Origin of the sequence: Psychrobacter sp. 28M-43 (genome assembly GCF_014770435.1) — a bacterium.
Lineage (GTDB): Bacteria > Pseudomonadota > Gammaproteobacteria > Pseudomonadales > Moraxellaceae > Psychrobacter.
Genome location: NZ_CP061739.1, coordinates 2,385,685 through 2,400,988 on the forward strand (window position 1 = coordinate 2,385,685; position 15,304 = coordinate 2,400,988).

Below are 15,304 nucleotides of genomic sequence, written 5' to 3' on the forward strand. Positions count from 1 at the left end.
AGACAGGAAATTATCAATAAAAATGCAAAAGAGCGCATCGACAAATTTATAGCAATAGCTATTTGTAATTATAAATTGTTATGGTGCGGGTTCTGCGGTGAATCAATCGGAAATGGCTGAGTCACATAGTCCACCATACTAATCGCTGCTGTTAAGGCATGGATACTAGTATCTGTATCATCATAGCTCACCATTGCGACATTATGCTCAGGATCCAAATTAATATCCGTCACGCCTGAGATATTCTTAAGCGCGGTCATTACGCTATTTAAGCCTTCTGCATCATCGATATTTTCGATGCTTACTTGCGCCATCTGAATTGCCATTATATAGCCCTCTTATCACGTACCGTATCAATGAGTATCCAATACCTCAAAACCTTTGACCAAATCATCAATTTGCTTAAGCTGACGTAAGAAAGGCTCTAATTGACTCATACGCAGCGCACATGGACCATCACATTTTGCAGTTTCTGGGTTTGGATGCGCTTCTAAAAACAACCCTGCCAACCCTGTAGCCATACCTGCACGGGCAAGCGTTGTAATCTGCTCACGGCGTCCACCAGCACTATCACTACGTGCACCTGGCTGTTGTAAGCTATGCGTCACGTCAAAGAATACCGGTATATCCATCTGCTTCATGGTATCAAAACCAAGCATATCCACGACCAGATTATTATAGCCAAAAGCACTACCACGCTCACAAAGTATCAATTTATCATTACCGCCCTCTAGGCACTTATTAACGATATGACGCATCTCGTGAGAGGCCAAAAATTGCGCCTTTTTGATATTAATAATGGCATCTGTTTTTGCCATCGCATGCACTAGATCCGTCTGACGTGACAAAAATGCAGGTAGCTGAATAATATCAGCCACTTCAGCGACTGGTGCTGCTTGATGTGGTTCATGCACATCAGTGATAATCGGTACTTGGAACTTTTCTTTGATCTGACCTAGCCAATCGATACCCTGCTCTAAACCAGGCCCACGATAAGAATGCAGACTTGAGCGGTTGGCTTTATCAAAGCTCGCTTTAAAAACATAGCCGATACCCAAGCGCTGGCAAATATCAATATACTGCTCAGCAATCTCAAATGCCAATTCTTTAGACTCTAAAACATTCATACCACCAAACAATACAAAAGGCTGGTCGTTACCAATGTTAATCGTATCGTTGCTAGGAGTGTTAAGCGTGATATGTGATTGTGCGGTCAATAAGTTTTCCATGAAGCCATTACCTCTTATTTTGTTATTAATATCTCTATCCCATATTGTAACCGATAGGCTGATTAAAAAAAGTATGCAAGCGTAATTAGAGATTATTAATGAGGATATTGACTGTTTAATAATGTCCAACAGTTTGAATTAAGCAAAAAAAAGACCAATCCGGAGATCAGTCTTTTTTATAATAAGCGCTTTCACTTTGCACTACGTTGTAAGAACTACTTTTTTTCGCTATGGTTCTTAGCGGCTTTTACAAAGCTATTAAATAGTGGATGACCACCACGTGGTGAGCTAGTGAACTCTGGATGAAACTGTACAGCAACAAACCATGGATGCTCAGAAATCTCAACCGACTCTACCAAATGCTGCTTGGCAGAATAACCAGATATGGTCATACCTGCTTGCTCTAATGGCTCGATATAACGATTATTCATCTCATAGCGATGGCGATGGCGCTCAGTGATATTGCTAGCACCGTAAATTTGGCTTAGCTTACTACCAGAAACCAGCTCTGCTTGCTGTGCGCCTAGACGCATCGTGCCACCAAGGTCTGAATCATCGCTACGAATCTGTAGCTCGCCGCGCTCATCTAACCATTCAGTGATTAGACCAATAATAGGCTCAGCAGTCTTACGATCAAACTCAGAAGAGTTGGCGTTAATGTTAAGTACGTTACGTGCATACTCAATCACAGCTAGCTGCATACCAAGACAAATGCCTAGATACGGCACGTTGTTTTCACGAGCATAAGTGATGGCTTTTATCTTACCCATCGTACCGCGCTCACCGAAACCGCCTGGTACTAAGATAGCATCAGCATCATTTAGCTGAGCAAGTAAAGTATCATCATCTTCTAGACGTTCAGCATCGATGTAGTCAATCTTCACGTCTACTTTATGAGTGATACCTGCATGTAGCAATGCTTCGTTGATAGACTTATAAGCATCTGGAAGCTCGACGTATTTGCCTACCATCGCAACAGTCACTGTTCCTTCTGGATTCAACTGTGCTTCAACCACTTTGTCCCAATCGCTCAAATCAGCTTCAGGCACATCAAGACCGAAACGCTCACAGATGAGATCATCAAGATCTTGCTCATGTAATGTACGCGGTATCTGATAGATACTCTGTGCATCTTCACACATGATGACCGCACGCTCTTCAACGTTGGTAAATAGCGCAATCTTGCGGCGATTGTCTTGTGAGATGTGATGGTCAGAGCGACAGATTAAAATATCAGGCTGTAGGCCGATAGAACGTAGCTCTTTTACCGAATGCTGCGTTGGCTTGGTTTTGGTCTCACCCGCACTAGCAATATAAGGTACTAAAGTAAGATGCATTAGCATGGCTCTATTACGGCCAAGCTCTACCTGCATCTGACGTACGGCTTCCATAAAAGGAAGTGATTCGATATCACCAACGGTACCGCCAATTTCGATAATAGCGATATCATACCCTTCGCCACTGGCAAGGATTTTGTTTTTAATTTCATCAGTAATATGCGGAATAACCTGTACAGTACCGCCTAGATATTCACCACGGCGTTCTTTATTCAACACGTTCTGATAAATACGGCCACTGGTAAAGTTATTACTCTTACTCATTTTTGAGTGACGCAAGAAGCGCTCGTAATAACCCAAATCTAGATCGGTCTCTGCGCCATCTTCAGTGACGAATACTTCACCATGCTGAAACGGGCTCATTGTACCTGGATCAACGTTAATATACGGATCCATTTTGGTCATCGTGACAGTCACGCCACGTGCTTCTAAGACCGCTGCAAGAGAAGCTGCGGTGATACCTTTTCCTAGTGAGGACACTACCCCACCGGTCACGAATATAAACTTGGTCATAGTACTCTGTCGGTAATTGGTAAAGAAGGATTTTACTAAAAATACGCCATAAAATATAGGGCAAAAATGCAAACTGTTTGAAACTCTTATGTTTTCGTGCTGGTAGCAAACATTTTTCTATTATTAAAACGCTACACAACAAAAAACTCACCCCGAAGGATGAGTTTTTTTAAAATCAAATTCTAGTTGTTACTAGAATAAGTATTCTAGACCAGTACCAACTACGACTACGTCTGCATCACCTCTGGTATCCATGTATGGAACGTTATCAGCATTGTTTACGCCAGCATAGGCATGAGCAATGATGTTGTCTTTATACATGTATTTACCACCAACAACGATTTGGTCTGAATCAGCATTATCAAGACCATCTAAGTTGTCAGTTTTGTTGTACTGTGCATATACAGCTGCTGGATAAGCAAAGTTATTTAGACCCATCTGAGCGCTAACAACTAGACCTTTTTCATCTTTAGTACCGTAATCGTAATCACCTACTTGGTATAGCGCGCCTAGAGTGACAGGAGCGGCCATGTATTTACCTAGATCAACAGTCGCTGTACCACGGATGATATCACCATCGATGTTTTGGTCTTTATCGTAAGCAATACCAGCAGTGAAGCCAGTACCTTGGTCAAACAACATTGCTACACCGAAGCCTGCGTTGTCATTACCGTTTGCATCATCAGAGCTATACATTGCAGACAGTTGTAATGGTAGGCCATTGTATTTTGGTGCAGTCCAGATGACTGAACTGTTGATACGGTTACTATCCGCCATGTTTAAAGCACTAACAACTTCACTTTCATTTTGAGTTTGGCCTAGGTTATCCCAGTAACCTTGGTTAACAACAACGTTGTCAATACGAGCTAGGCTTGATTGGTTTTTACCAACACGGAACTCACCAAACTGCTTGTTTACAACACCAAGATACGTATCACGGTTACTGAAAGTAGCGTTATCACCATCGATGCTTGTACCGTACTCTAAACGATAGATAACATCAGTATTAGCAGTCATGGCTTCAGAACCTTTAAGGCCGATACGTGAAGCATGAGAGTTAATCTGTACTGTATCTTCGTCATACATGTTGCCAGCAGGGCCATCAAATTCAGCGTTCTCATAGTCAGCCGCTAAGAAAGCTTTACCGTATAGAGTTGGTGCTGCATTGGCTGCAGATACAGATAGGGCTGCGATTGCTGTAGCTAAAAGTAGTTTTTTCATGGGGTATCTCCACTTTACAATTGTAGTAATGAGCAAGCTATTATTAGCTGGCGCCCATAATGGTATCGTCACAAATCCTCAAAGATATAATGTGTAACTGGCTACCGAGATTAGTCAGAAACAAGTGTGGCGAAGTTCTATTACAGTAAGATGAAAAAAACCATGATTTACATAACTGGGATTAAAAAAGTAACTGCCATGTAATCTTTAGTTTTTATCCTTCCATTGCGTAACATCCGTTACCAAACTCATACTTCGAGTACAAGCATAACAACTTTGACATAATTTGCAACATATTTTTTTGCCTTTTCGATACATCTATTATCAAATAACAGACCCTTCATTTTATTTGAACGATTGTTAAAAAACTTCCGCTTACTCAATTAGATACGAATAATATTGGTTAATATGATTACTAATATTCTTAAATTTTTATAATAAACATCGAATAATAGTCCAAAATAAAGCGCTATTTACTAAAAAATAAATAGCGCTAACTAAGAAGTTAATAATCTATTTGAGCAAATTTATCAGTTACAAACGAGCAAAACTAACTAGCATACTTGCTCATCAAGTATGCTCAAATGCCTGTCATATTTAGTCTATTGTTCTAGGCGTTTGCTTTAAGATCCAAACGTGCTTGATGCAATAATGGCTCAGTATAACCACTAGGCTGCTCACGTCCTTTGAAGACTAAATCACAGGCTGCTTTGAACGCGTAAGAGCTATCAAAGCTATCTGCCATCGATTGATAGTCATTATCGCCTGCATTCTGCTCATCGACGACCTTGGCCATGCGTTTCATCGTATCCATCACTTGCTGCTCACTAACCACGCCATGATGCAACCAGTTAGCAATATGTTGGCTTGAGATACGCAAAGTAGCACGATCTTCCATAAGACCGACATCGTTGATATCAGGCACCTTGGAGCAACCAACGCCTTGATTTACCCAGCGTACAACATAACCCAAGATACCTTGAGCATTGTTTTCAAGCTCTTGCTGCTTTTCTTCGTCAGTCCAATCGGTATTTTTTGCTAATGGAATGGTCAGGATGTCATCCAAGCTAGCACGTTCGCGTGATTTTAGCGTGTCCTGTACATCAGCTACGCTCACTTGATGATAGTGTATGCTATGCAAGGTAGCGCCCGTTGGTGATGGTACCCACGCAGTGCTAGCACCAGACTTAGGATGAGCAGCTTTAGTATCCATCATCTCTTTCATTTCATCAGGTTTGGCCCACATACCCTTACCTATTTGCGCACGACCTTGTAGGCCTGTCTCTAGACCGATATCGACGTTCCACTGCTCGTAAGCAGGCTGCCATGCTTGCGACTTCATTTCGCCTTTTGGTACAAATGGACCTGCATTCATACTGGTATGCATCTCATCACCAGTACGGTCTAAGAAACCTGTGTTAATAAAGATAACGCGCTCTTTGGCTTGGCGGATTGCTTCTTTTAAATTGACCGTCATACGGCGCTCTTCGTCCATGATGCCGATTTTGAGCGTATTGCGTTCTAGACCTAACAGGTCTTCAGATGCATTAAATAAGTCATTGGCCATTTTAACTTCTTCAGGGCCGTGCATTTTTGGTTTCACGATATACATTGAGCCTTGACGTGAGTTTGATAGCTCGTTTTTGCCTTTGATATCATTAAGTGATAATAGTGGCGTGATTAAGCCATCCATTAAGCCTTCAAATATCTGCTCTTGACCATCACCTAGATCGACTAAGATGGCAGGGTTCTGCATTAAGTGACCGACGTTACGAATTAATAATAGTGAACGACCTGGCAAGATCAGCTTGCCACCATCTGGCGTGTTATATTCACGATCTGGGTTTTGCTTACGTGTACGCGTTTTGCCGCCTTTTTCAAAGGTTTCTTGTAGGTCGCTATTCATTAAGCCAAGCCAGTTACGATAGACTTCGACTTTTTCTTCTGCATCTACAGCAGCAACTGAGTCTTCACAATCCTGAATGGCTGTCATGGCTGACTCAAGCAGTACGTCCTTGATATTTGCTGGATCGTCTTTACCCACTGGATGATTACTGTCGATTTGAATCTCAGCATGCAAGCCGTTGTTCTTCAACAGTACACCTGTAGGAGCTTCAGCGTCACCGACAAAGCCGACAAACTTAGCCGTATCTTTTAACTCGGTACTGCTATCACCTTGTACGACCTCGAGCTTGCCATCGACTACTTTAAAGCCAGTCACATCATTGTAAGAGCCGGATGCTAGTGTGAAGTGCTCATCTAAAAATGCTTTGGCGTAAGCAACAACAGCAGCACCGCGAGTAGGATTATAGCTACCACCCGCTTCTTGGCCATTATCACTGCTAATAACATCGGTACCATACAACGCATCGTATAAGCTACCCCAACGTGCGTTGGTCGCGTTAAGCGCATAACGAGCATTACGAACTGGTACGACCAGCTGTGGCCCTGCGATGTGCGCGATTTCGTCATCAACGTTTTTGGTATCAACCGTAAATGCTTCGCCTTCAGGTAGCAAATAACCAATCTCTTGCAGGAATGTCTTGTAAGTTGGATAATCGATTTCGCCATCTTTTGCAGGATTATCTAAGTGCCACTGGTCAATCTGTGCTTGAATCTTGTCACGAGTCGCAAGCAACGCTTTATTGCGCGGGGTAAACTCTTTAATAACCTTTTCGAAACCTGACCAATAATCGTCTGAATCCACACCGACTTTCGGTAATACTTCGTTTTCAATAAAGTCATATAACTGCTGATCGATGGCAAGACTGCCTTTTTGAATACGATTGGTGTTAGAAGACTGGCTCATATTGTTATCCTTATCTGTTCGTGAGGGGTACTAATACTGAGTTATGACAGTAACTGTTTAAGATTTTTTAATCTTGTGAGGTTTAAACGTTCATATCTCATTCGTTATGGAATCTTTGATTCTCTAATTTTTCTGAGAAGATATATCTACAATTTTTATGTTCTAATAAAAGGTGACCTATTAATATTAGACTTACTCTTTACTAAGAGCGAATCATAAAAGTAAGACGAAATGCTTAAACAGCAAAATCTCATCCTACTATCAAACAATAAAATTAACAAGGAAACACCATTCACTAAGTAAATACTTAGGCTGTTTAATAATGATAATGTATAAGCGGTCTACTCTAAGAGCTATAATCATCATCTGGGAAATAGGTGCAGCAACGTTAATATAAACAGTAAGTAATCATTAATACCTTTAATTATGCTTAACCGTTATCTATTAATAAACACCTATTGATGACTGTCTGTTATTTAGCATCGTATCTAGGTCAGACTAACGATATAATTACTGGTATTACCATTCATAAATAAAGTTTTCTTAGACTATGACTATCATTCAACAAGACCTCGCAACATTACAATCAACAGCAAATACGATAGATAACGATAGTATCGAGAAAAAATCTGTCGAAGAAAATATCTCTCAAACTGTAAATAATAGTGCCGAAACATATCTAATCGAAAAAGAGCTGCCTGAAGAAGACAGTGTCGATATTACGCATCTACGTACTCCTATAAAGGTAGACTTATCTCCTGTTTATAACTTTTTAGGTGCTCGAACCACGCAAGCTTGGGTAAATGCTGCGATTGAAAACCTACCTATGATCATTCAAGACCATGCCAACTGCGAAAAAAAGGCCGCTGGTACTGCGATGAATTTGATATTTCGTTATGAGTTCTCGTATGACTTGCAACGTAAACTCGCACAGCTGATACGAGAAGAAATGCTGCACTACGAGCAAGTATTAGGTATCATGAATGAGCGCGGTCAAGAGTGGAAATATCTAAGTGCTGGACGCTATGCTAAGGGCATGTTGAAGCATAAGCGCACTTACGAGCCAGCAGCGATGGTCGATGTATTAATAATTGGGGCATTTATTGAAGCGCGCTCTTGTGAGCGTTTTGCAGCGTTAGCCGAAGTCATTAATGATGAACGCTTAGCGAAGTATTATCGTTATCTACTCAAGTCAGAGAGTCGTCATTTCGAGGATTATCTTGCGCTCGCTCAATCATTATCAGATGAGAATATCGATGAGCGAGTCGCTTTCTTTAAGGAAGTGGAGGCTGAATTAATAAGTAGCCCAGATGCTGAGCTACGCTTTCACAGTGGTACACCTGCTTAAAGCCCACGCCTTACCTAAACATATCTACCTATATAATGTAGAAAGTAAAAATGCAGGAAGCAAAAAAGGCACCGTGTTTGATACGAGTTATATACTCTTACCAAACACAGTGCCTTTTTATCTATGTACAGATGCCTATTTATGTACAAATACTAATAGCTACCGATATAGTTAATTCTTACTTTTTATCTTCCATCAGTGGACTATCATACTGTTTGTTACTCTTAGCGACATTATGCGGATCATGATCTTCCGTAGCCTTTTCTGCTGCGGCCGGATTTGCTTTCTGTAATGCATCATCAGGGACAATACCATTATTGTCATCTGCATCTTTTAAGTTATGATCGCTATCGACGCTTTCATTATGTGAGTTATTCATTGCTACTCCCTACTATGATAATTACTCGTCTAACCCAAGAGACAATATATATCTTTCGAGATTTAAACCTGTTTAATCTTTCTCATCAGGATTTAAGATACGAGTTTGTGCGTTATCAATGTTGGCATAACGATTCAAATCATTAATACCCTCACTCTTTGGTGCTGCACTACCGACAGTATCTTCATTGATATTATCGTCAAATGCGGTACTGCCCTCTTGATCACGGCGATCTGGTTGGCGCGCTGGATTGTCATTATCATTTACGTGTTCTGAATCGACTACAGATTCATCAAAAGTATCAGTCCCTTTGTTCTCAGTAGTATTTTTCTCAATTGCACTATGATCGTCAGATCCTAGTACTTTTGTCTTATCTATTGCTGAGTCTTTGGCTTGCATTATCATATCCTCTTTTTATATTTATAATTTTATCGATTTGGTTAGCCCGCTGTTATTTGTAGTCCTTTACTCATTACCTTTTCGGCTCAAGTCATAGGCACTTAGTTCTGCTGCGTTCTTGCCACCTGCTGGAAGATTCTCTTCTTTACGTGGGTCAGCATAAACTTCGTCGGTCTCTTGTGAGTCTTGCTCAGGGCCATCTATTTCAGGCTTGTGCTTGCGCCCTGCATAGCTATCTTTAGGGTTTTCTAATTCATTAGCAGCAGGGTCATCCACGATTACTTTTTCTTCTGTATCTGTTGCTACTGGTTCTTCCATAGTCATGGCGCGTCCCTCGCTTTATTATTGGTTATTATTAATTATTAGGTCGATGTTTGATGTCGTAGATTACTTATCAGTACGTAGATCACTATCGATAAAAGGCGTTTGCTCTTGCTCGCTTAATGATTCAGGAGAGTCGACTTTTTTGTTCTCTGCTAAGTTCTTCTCAACTTCCTGACCATTTACTCGTTCTGCAGCTTGCTTGATATCTGAATTGTCATCGTTAGTAGTACTCATGATTTATTTCCTATTAGTATGATTTGTTTATATGGTTTTGAAACATTAAATAGATATACGTTTCGAGATTGTACCAACGCTCAAATGAGTAACCAATACTTATCAAGTAGCGTCAGAATTGATATTAATTATAGGTATGACCTTGGGTAATGCACCAGTGTACTGCCGTATCAATATGTGAATAATTGTGAGGTTGCAAGTCAGTTTGTAACTTTTGCAATTGGTGAGCACAAAAAAACCAAGAACCAGTATTTACCAGTGCTTGGTCAGATAGATAACTGAACAGCTGATTATTGCCTAAAGGTATTTTACGAATTAGCTAGACTCTTCGACACGATTAATCGTTTTTAATAAATGCTCTTGTGCGACGTGTGGCTCCTCACCTGCTGGCTGTAACTGCTGCCAAACGCCAGTGCCATCAAGTGTCCACGCTTGCGTATTATCTTGTAAGTAATTAATTAAGCCATCCCGATAAATCTGCTTAAACAGTTTCTTGTTCTCAATCGGGAATGCTACTTCTACGCGATGGAACAGGTTACGATCCATCCAGTCTGCACTACCGCAGTATAGACGCTCATCGCCGTCATTATAGAAATAATAAACACGCGTATGCTCCAAAAACCGACCAATAACAGAGCGCACAGTAATGTTTTCGGAGAGTCCTTTTACTTGCGGACGTAAACAACACATAGACCGTAAAATAAGCTCAATCTTAACGCCTGCCTGCGAGGCATCATATAACTTATCAATGAGGCGTCGCTCAGTTAGCGCATTGGCTTTGATAATAATATGAGAACGTTTGCCCGCTTTGGCATGGGCGATTTCATCATCGATAAAGCTCATCAATTTCTCATGCAAAGTAAACGGTGCATGTAGCAGTTTTTTGAGGTTGGCAGGCTTACCCATGCCGGTTAGCTCTTGGAATATTTTATGGACGTCTTCTGAGATATCAGGATCAGCGCTAAACAGACCATAATCTGTGTAGACCTTGGCATTGGCCGCATGGTAGTTACCTGTACCCAGATGCACATAACGGCGGATTCGATCGTCCTCGCGGCGTACGATTAGCATAAGCTTGGCATGGGTCTTGTAACCGACGATACCGTAGACCACGACCGCGCCTGCTTCTTGTAGATAGTTGGCAACTGCGATATTAGACGCTTCATCAAAACGCGCACGCAGCTCGATAACAGCCGTGACTTCTTTGCCATTACGAGCAGCGGCAGCAAGTGCTTTGACAATTTCTGAATTGGTGCCTGAACGATATAGCGTTTGTTTAATTGCCAATACTTTGGGATCGCTGGCTGCTTGCCAAAGTAAATTGATAATCGGTGAGAACGCATGAAAAGGATGATGAACCAGCACATCGCTTTTACGCATGGCAGCAAACATACTTGTCGATTTATCTGACTTATCCATTTCTCGGCGGAATGCCTTTGGCACGACATGAGTAAATGGCTGGTAGCGTAGCGCAGGAATATTAAAGTCAAACAGCAAACGCGTTAGGTTAACTGGGCCATTGACACGATACAGCTGATTGTCATGCAGCTCAAACTCATTGAGCAGATACTCACTGATATGCGTTGGGCAATCGGTCGTGACCTCAAGGCGCACCTTATCACCGAAGCGTCGGTTTTCGAGCTCGCCTTCTAGTGCTTTGGCAATGTCTTCGACATCATCGGCCAAATCTAAATCGGCATTACGTGTCAGCCTAAATTGATGACAACCAGTCACACTCATTCCAGGGAATAGCTCACCGATATGCTCATGAATGATAGCGGATAGCATCACATGATGCTCTTTACCACCAGTCAGTTCATCTGGCAGACGAATCACACGCGGCAGACTGCGCGGCGCAGGTACAATCGCCAAGTTGATATCGCGTCCAAACGCATCTTTGCCTTCCAAGGTAGCGATAAAGTTTAAGCTTTTATTTACCAGACGCGGAAATGGATGCGCCGGATCAATGCTAATCGGCGTCAATACGGGTACGACTTGCTCCGTAAAATAACGCTTCATCCATGCAGACTGCTCAGCGTTTAGCTCATCACGTTTGAGATAGCGAATATCTTCGAGCGCAAGTGCTGGCAAGATATCCTCATTGAGAATACGATACTGCTCACTGATTGCAGCATGAGTGATAATAGATATCTCGTTTAGCACTTCGCTAGGACGCATGCCATGAGCACTGGTAGATACATCACCGATGTTAAGCTTTTGCATGATACCAGCGACACGAATCTCAAAAAACTCATCAAGATTGGATGAAAAAATAATCAAGAAAAATAAGCGCTCAAGCAATGGGTGACGCGAACTAGATGCCTGCGCTAATACCCGCAGATGAAACTGTAATAAAGACAAATCACGATTGATATAACTGCTCGGTGAATAGCTGCCATCTTCTGAGCGTTGCCATTCAATTTCTGCTAAGTTATTTGGGCTATTATCTACACTAACGTCTTTATTAATATTGTCGTTAGCGCCATCTTCAACATTATTAATGTCAATCATATCATTAACATCACCGCTGCCCTGATTACTAGTCATCTCTACCACGTCACTACTCCTTTTGCGTTATCGATACGCCATCATCTTTTATCGTTCTGTCTTTATTAGGGTCTGTCCTAGTTTTATTCGAAATAGCCGAGCCTACAACATTCGATCCTATAATCTAGGGCGTGTCCTCAATTCAAACGAGTGTCCTCTAAATGGGTTAAAAACAGCTAAATTTTGCCAAACATCGTCAAATAGTTGGTCAATATCTCGATATTATCTGCACTATTTTCCTTGTTTGACGGCAATTTATCTCATTTTTATTACCATTTTTAAAATGAGGACACGCCCTAGCCCAACCCTCATGCTTTATATTTACGAAGCTGCTTGCGGTAATACAGCATTTTTCATGCGTTTTTTGATAATACGTTGCTTGTTACGCAAACGCTTATCACCTTGATTGTCTTCGTAGTACTTTGGATTGGTAAGCATCGCAATCAGAAGCGCTGACTCATCTCGGTTTAGATTGGCCGCAGACTTATCGAAATAATGATGCGCGGCTGCATCAATACCATAGATACCATTACCAAACTCCGCTACATTTAGGTAAGCGGTCATAATGCGCTGCTTATCCCATAGCGTTTCAATCATCACAGTGATGACAGCCTCTTCCGCTTTACGCACATAAGAGCGATGCGAGGTGAGGAACAAGTTCTTTGCCAATTGCTGAGTAATCGTTGAACCGCCAGCAGACATTTTGCCTGTCTCTTCGTTTTTCTTTTGCGCGGCTTTGATACCTTTAAAATCAAAACCGCTGTGCTGACTAAACGTCGAGTCTTCACTCACAATCGCCGCTTGCTTGGCAGATTTGGCAATCGCATCATATTCAGCCCATGTCTGAGTGACTGTGCCGCCTGTTAGGCGATGCGTCAACATAAACATGCTGTTGTTAATTGGCTGCGTTTTCCAAATTAATAGTAGCCCAACGACCAATATATGGAATGCGACAACCAATAGCATAATTGCCAATAACAGACGTTTGATAAATGTGCCAAAACTTGCCATGCGCGATATCCGAGTGGTTAAAAAAGTAATAAGATAAGGTTGATACTCTATCAATGACTATGAGACATCAACTAAGAATCAATGATTGTAAACGGGCTATATATAGCCAATCATTAACTGTTGAGCATTAGTCATTAATAACGATCAATAGCAGGTCATCTTACCTAATCTCACAATCGCTGTCATTATTTACCCCACTTCTTTATGATGTAATGACCGTTAAAGTATTTCATGTTTTAGATAAGCGCGTACTGAGCATCAGCGCTTTGCAATCAGTATGAAGATAAGAGACTACCCATGTACGATGATAATATAGAAGTATTACGAGCGCGTGTTATTGCAGCAAACCCAAGCCTCGGCATTGATGAAAATAGCAATCAATGGTGGCTACTAGGCACCTCGGGCTGTCACTTATGTGATATCGCTGAGCAAATACTCACTCAGTTTCAGGCCGTACAACCGATTAGTTACCAAAATGTCGATATTGCAGACTTTGATGAGGCGCTGATGATGGAATTTGCCACAGCTATTCCTGTGATTTTGACACCATCCAAACGATTAAACTATCCGTTTTCGGTGATGGATTTGCAGCAGCTGCTCGCTTAATAGCATTAGACCTATAACAAAGACGCCCTATTACGATGATAAAGTGGTGAGAAATCATGAAAGATTTAAAACCTGTCTTAAAGAAAATAACAGAGATTGAAGACCTGCGCCGTGTCGCCGAGCGCAAAGTGCCGCGCATGTTTTATGACTATGTCGATTCAGGCTCATGGACTGAGACTACGTATCGCAGTAATGAAACGGACTTTGACCGTATTAAGCTACGCCAACGAGTATTGGTCGATATGGACAATCGCAGTCTAGCGACACAAATGATTGGCGAGTCCGTCAATATGCCCGTTGCCATCGCTCCGACTGGGTTCACTGGTATGATGTGGGCAGATGGCGAAATTCATGCCGCGCGTGCCGCTGAAAAATTTGGCGTGCCTTTCTCGCTCTCGACCATGAGCATCTGCTCTATCGAAGATATCGCCACTCATACCAGCAAACCGTTTTGGTTTCAGTTATATGTCATGCGCGATCAAGATTATATGGCCAATCTGATTCAACGGGCCAAAGATGCCAATTGCTCAGCACTGATATTAACTGCCGACTTGCAGGTCATGGGTCAACGCCATAAAGACATCAAAAACGGCTTGTCTGCACCGCCTAAACCGACACTTACCAACATCATCAACCTAATGACTAAGCCTCAGTGGTGTATGAATATGCTAGGCACCAAACGTCATAGCTTTGGCAATATCGTCGGTCATGCCAAAGGCGTTGAAGACTTGTCCTCATTGAGCTCATGGACAGAAGAGCAGTTTGATCCACGTTTGAGCTGGGATGATGTGGCGCGTATCAAAGACATGTGGGGTGGCAAGCTCATCATCAAAGGCATCATGGAACCTGAAGATGCCATCATGGCGGCCCGTAGCGGTGCCGATGCACTGGTCGTCTCAAACCATGGTGGCCGTCAATTAGACGGTGCGCTGTCTTCTATTTCTGCGCTGTCTGACATCGTACAAGCTGTCCATGCTGAAGATAGCGATATCGAAGTGTGGTTAGACAGTGGCATTCGCTCTGGTCAAGATGTGCTAAAAGCGATATCACTGGGTGCGAAAGGCACGATGATTGGTCGCGCTTTTCTCTATGGATTGGGCGCTTATGGTGAAGATGGTGTACGCCGTGCGCTTGAAATCATCTATAAAGAATGTGATATCTCAATGGCCTTCTGCGGTCATACCGATATCAATAAAGTTACGGACGATATCTTGGTAAAAGGTACTTATGAAAATCTTAAAGTTGGTAATTTTTAGAACTATCCATTTCTAAGAACTATCCATTTTAAAAAACTTTCGATTTCTAAGAGCTATATAGTTTTAAAAGCTATCAGCCATCAAGACTATG

At 41.9% G+C, this 15,304-nt stretch carries 14 protein-coding genes; 3 read left to right on the top strand and 11 right to left on the bottom strand.

Annotated features, from left to right (window positions below; all coding sequences use genetic code 11):
- Positions 1-68: 68 nt before the first annotated feature.
- The 5 genes from IEE84_RS09940 to IEE84_RS09960 form a co-directional block, all read right to left on the bottom strand.
- On the bottom strand, positions 69-326 hold the full coding sequence (locus tag IEE84_RS09940) for a heavy-metal-associated domain-containing protein (protein WP_191114057.1): 258 nt from the start codon (positions 324-326) through the stop codon (positions 69-71).
- A 27-nt stretch (positions 327-353) separates the two neighbouring features.
- Entirely contained in the window at positions 354-1,229 is an 876-nt protein-coding gene (kdsA, locus tag IEE84_RS09945; RefSeq protein WP_191114058.1) for a 3-deoxy-8-phosphooctulonate synthase, read from the bottom strand.
- A 215-nt stretch (positions 1,230-1,444) separates the two neighbouring features.
- Entirely contained in the window at positions 1,445-3,079 is a 1,635-nt protein-coding gene (locus IEE84_RS09950) for a CTP synthase (RefSeq protein WP_191114059.1), read from the bottom strand.
- A 192-nt stretch (positions 3,080-3,271) separates the two neighbouring features.
- Positions 3,272-4,300, bottom strand: a complete 1,029-nt coding sequence (locus IEE84_RS09955; protein WP_191114060.1) for a porin — start codon at positions 4,298-4,300, stop codon at positions 3,272-3,274.
- A gap of 610 nt (positions 4,301-4,910) precedes the next feature.
- Complete coding sequence (locus IEE84_RS09960; RefSeq protein WP_191114061.1) at positions 4,911-7,109, bottom strand: malate synthase G; 2,199 nt, start codon at positions 7,107-7,109, stop codon at positions 4,911-4,913.
- 550 nt (positions 7,110-7,659) lie between these two features.
- Here IEE84_RS09960 and IEE84_RS09965 point away from each other — a divergent pair.
- Positions 7,660-8,457 carry a MiaE family protein gene (locus tag IEE84_RS09965; RefSeq protein ID WP_224737755.1) on the top strand — a complete coding sequence of 266 codons (798 nt, stop codon included), beginning with the start codon at positions 7,660-7,662 and terminating at the stop codon, positions 8,455-8,457.
- A gap of 178 nt (positions 8,458-8,635) precedes the next feature.
- Here IEE84_RS09965 and IEE84_RS09970 read toward each other — a convergent pair whose 3' ends face one another.
- The 6 genes from IEE84_RS09970 to mtgA form a co-directional block, all read right to left on the bottom strand.
- Positions 8,636-8,836, bottom strand: a complete 201-nt coding sequence (locus IEE84_RS09970; protein WP_191114062.1) for a hypothetical protein — start codon at positions 8,834-8,836, stop codon at positions 8,636-8,638.
- Positions 8,837-8,908: 72 nt separating this feature from the next.
- Positions 8,909-9,235, bottom strand: a complete 327-nt coding sequence (locus IEE84_RS09975; protein ID WP_101205163.1) for a hypothetical protein — start codon at positions 9,233-9,235, stop codon at positions 8,909-8,911.
- A gap of 66 nt (positions 9,236-9,301) precedes the next feature.
- Complete coding sequence (locus IEE84_RS09980) at positions 9,302-9,559, bottom strand: hypothetical protein (protein WP_224737758.1); 258 nt, start codon at positions 9,557-9,559, stop codon at positions 9,302-9,304.
- 63 nt (positions 9,560-9,622) lie between these two features.
- Positions 9,623-9,793 (bottom strand): hypothetical protein, encoded by a 171-nt coding sequence (locus IEE84_RS09985; protein ID WP_191114063.1) that lies wholly within the window; start codon positions 9,791-9,793, stop codon positions 9,623-9,625.
- Between the two features lie 315 nt (positions 9,794-10,108).
- On the bottom strand, positions 10,109-12,340 hold the full coding sequence (gene ppk1, locus IEE84_RS09990; protein WP_416383489.1) for a polyphosphate kinase 1: 2,232 nt from the start codon (positions 12,338-12,340) through the stop codon (positions 10,109-10,111).
- A gap of 321 nt (positions 12,341-12,661) precedes the next feature.
- On the bottom strand, positions 12,662-13,351 hold the full coding sequence (mtgA, locus tag IEE84_RS09995) for a monofunctional biosynthetic peptidoglycan transglycosylase (protein ID WP_102093061.1): 690 nt from the start codon (positions 13,349-13,351) through the stop codon (positions 12,662-12,664).
- A 297-nt stretch (positions 13,352-13,648) separates the two neighbouring features.
- On the opposite strand from mtgA, the gene IEE84_RS10000 reads away from it, so the two are divergent.
- Positions 13,649-13,957, top strand: coding sequence for a glutaredoxin family protein (locus tag IEE84_RS10000; RefSeq protein WP_191114064.1), 309 nt, complete (start codon positions 13,649-13,651; stop codon positions 13,955-13,957).
- Positions 13,958-14,013: 56 nt separating this feature from the next.
- Positions 14,014-15,213: an alpha-hydroxy acid oxidase gene (locus IEE84_RS10005; protein ID WP_191114065.1), complete on the top strand. Its 1,200-nt coding sequence runs from the start codon at positions 14,014-14,016 to the stop codon at positions 15,211-15,213.
- Positions 15,214-15,304: the final 91 nt, after the last annotated feature.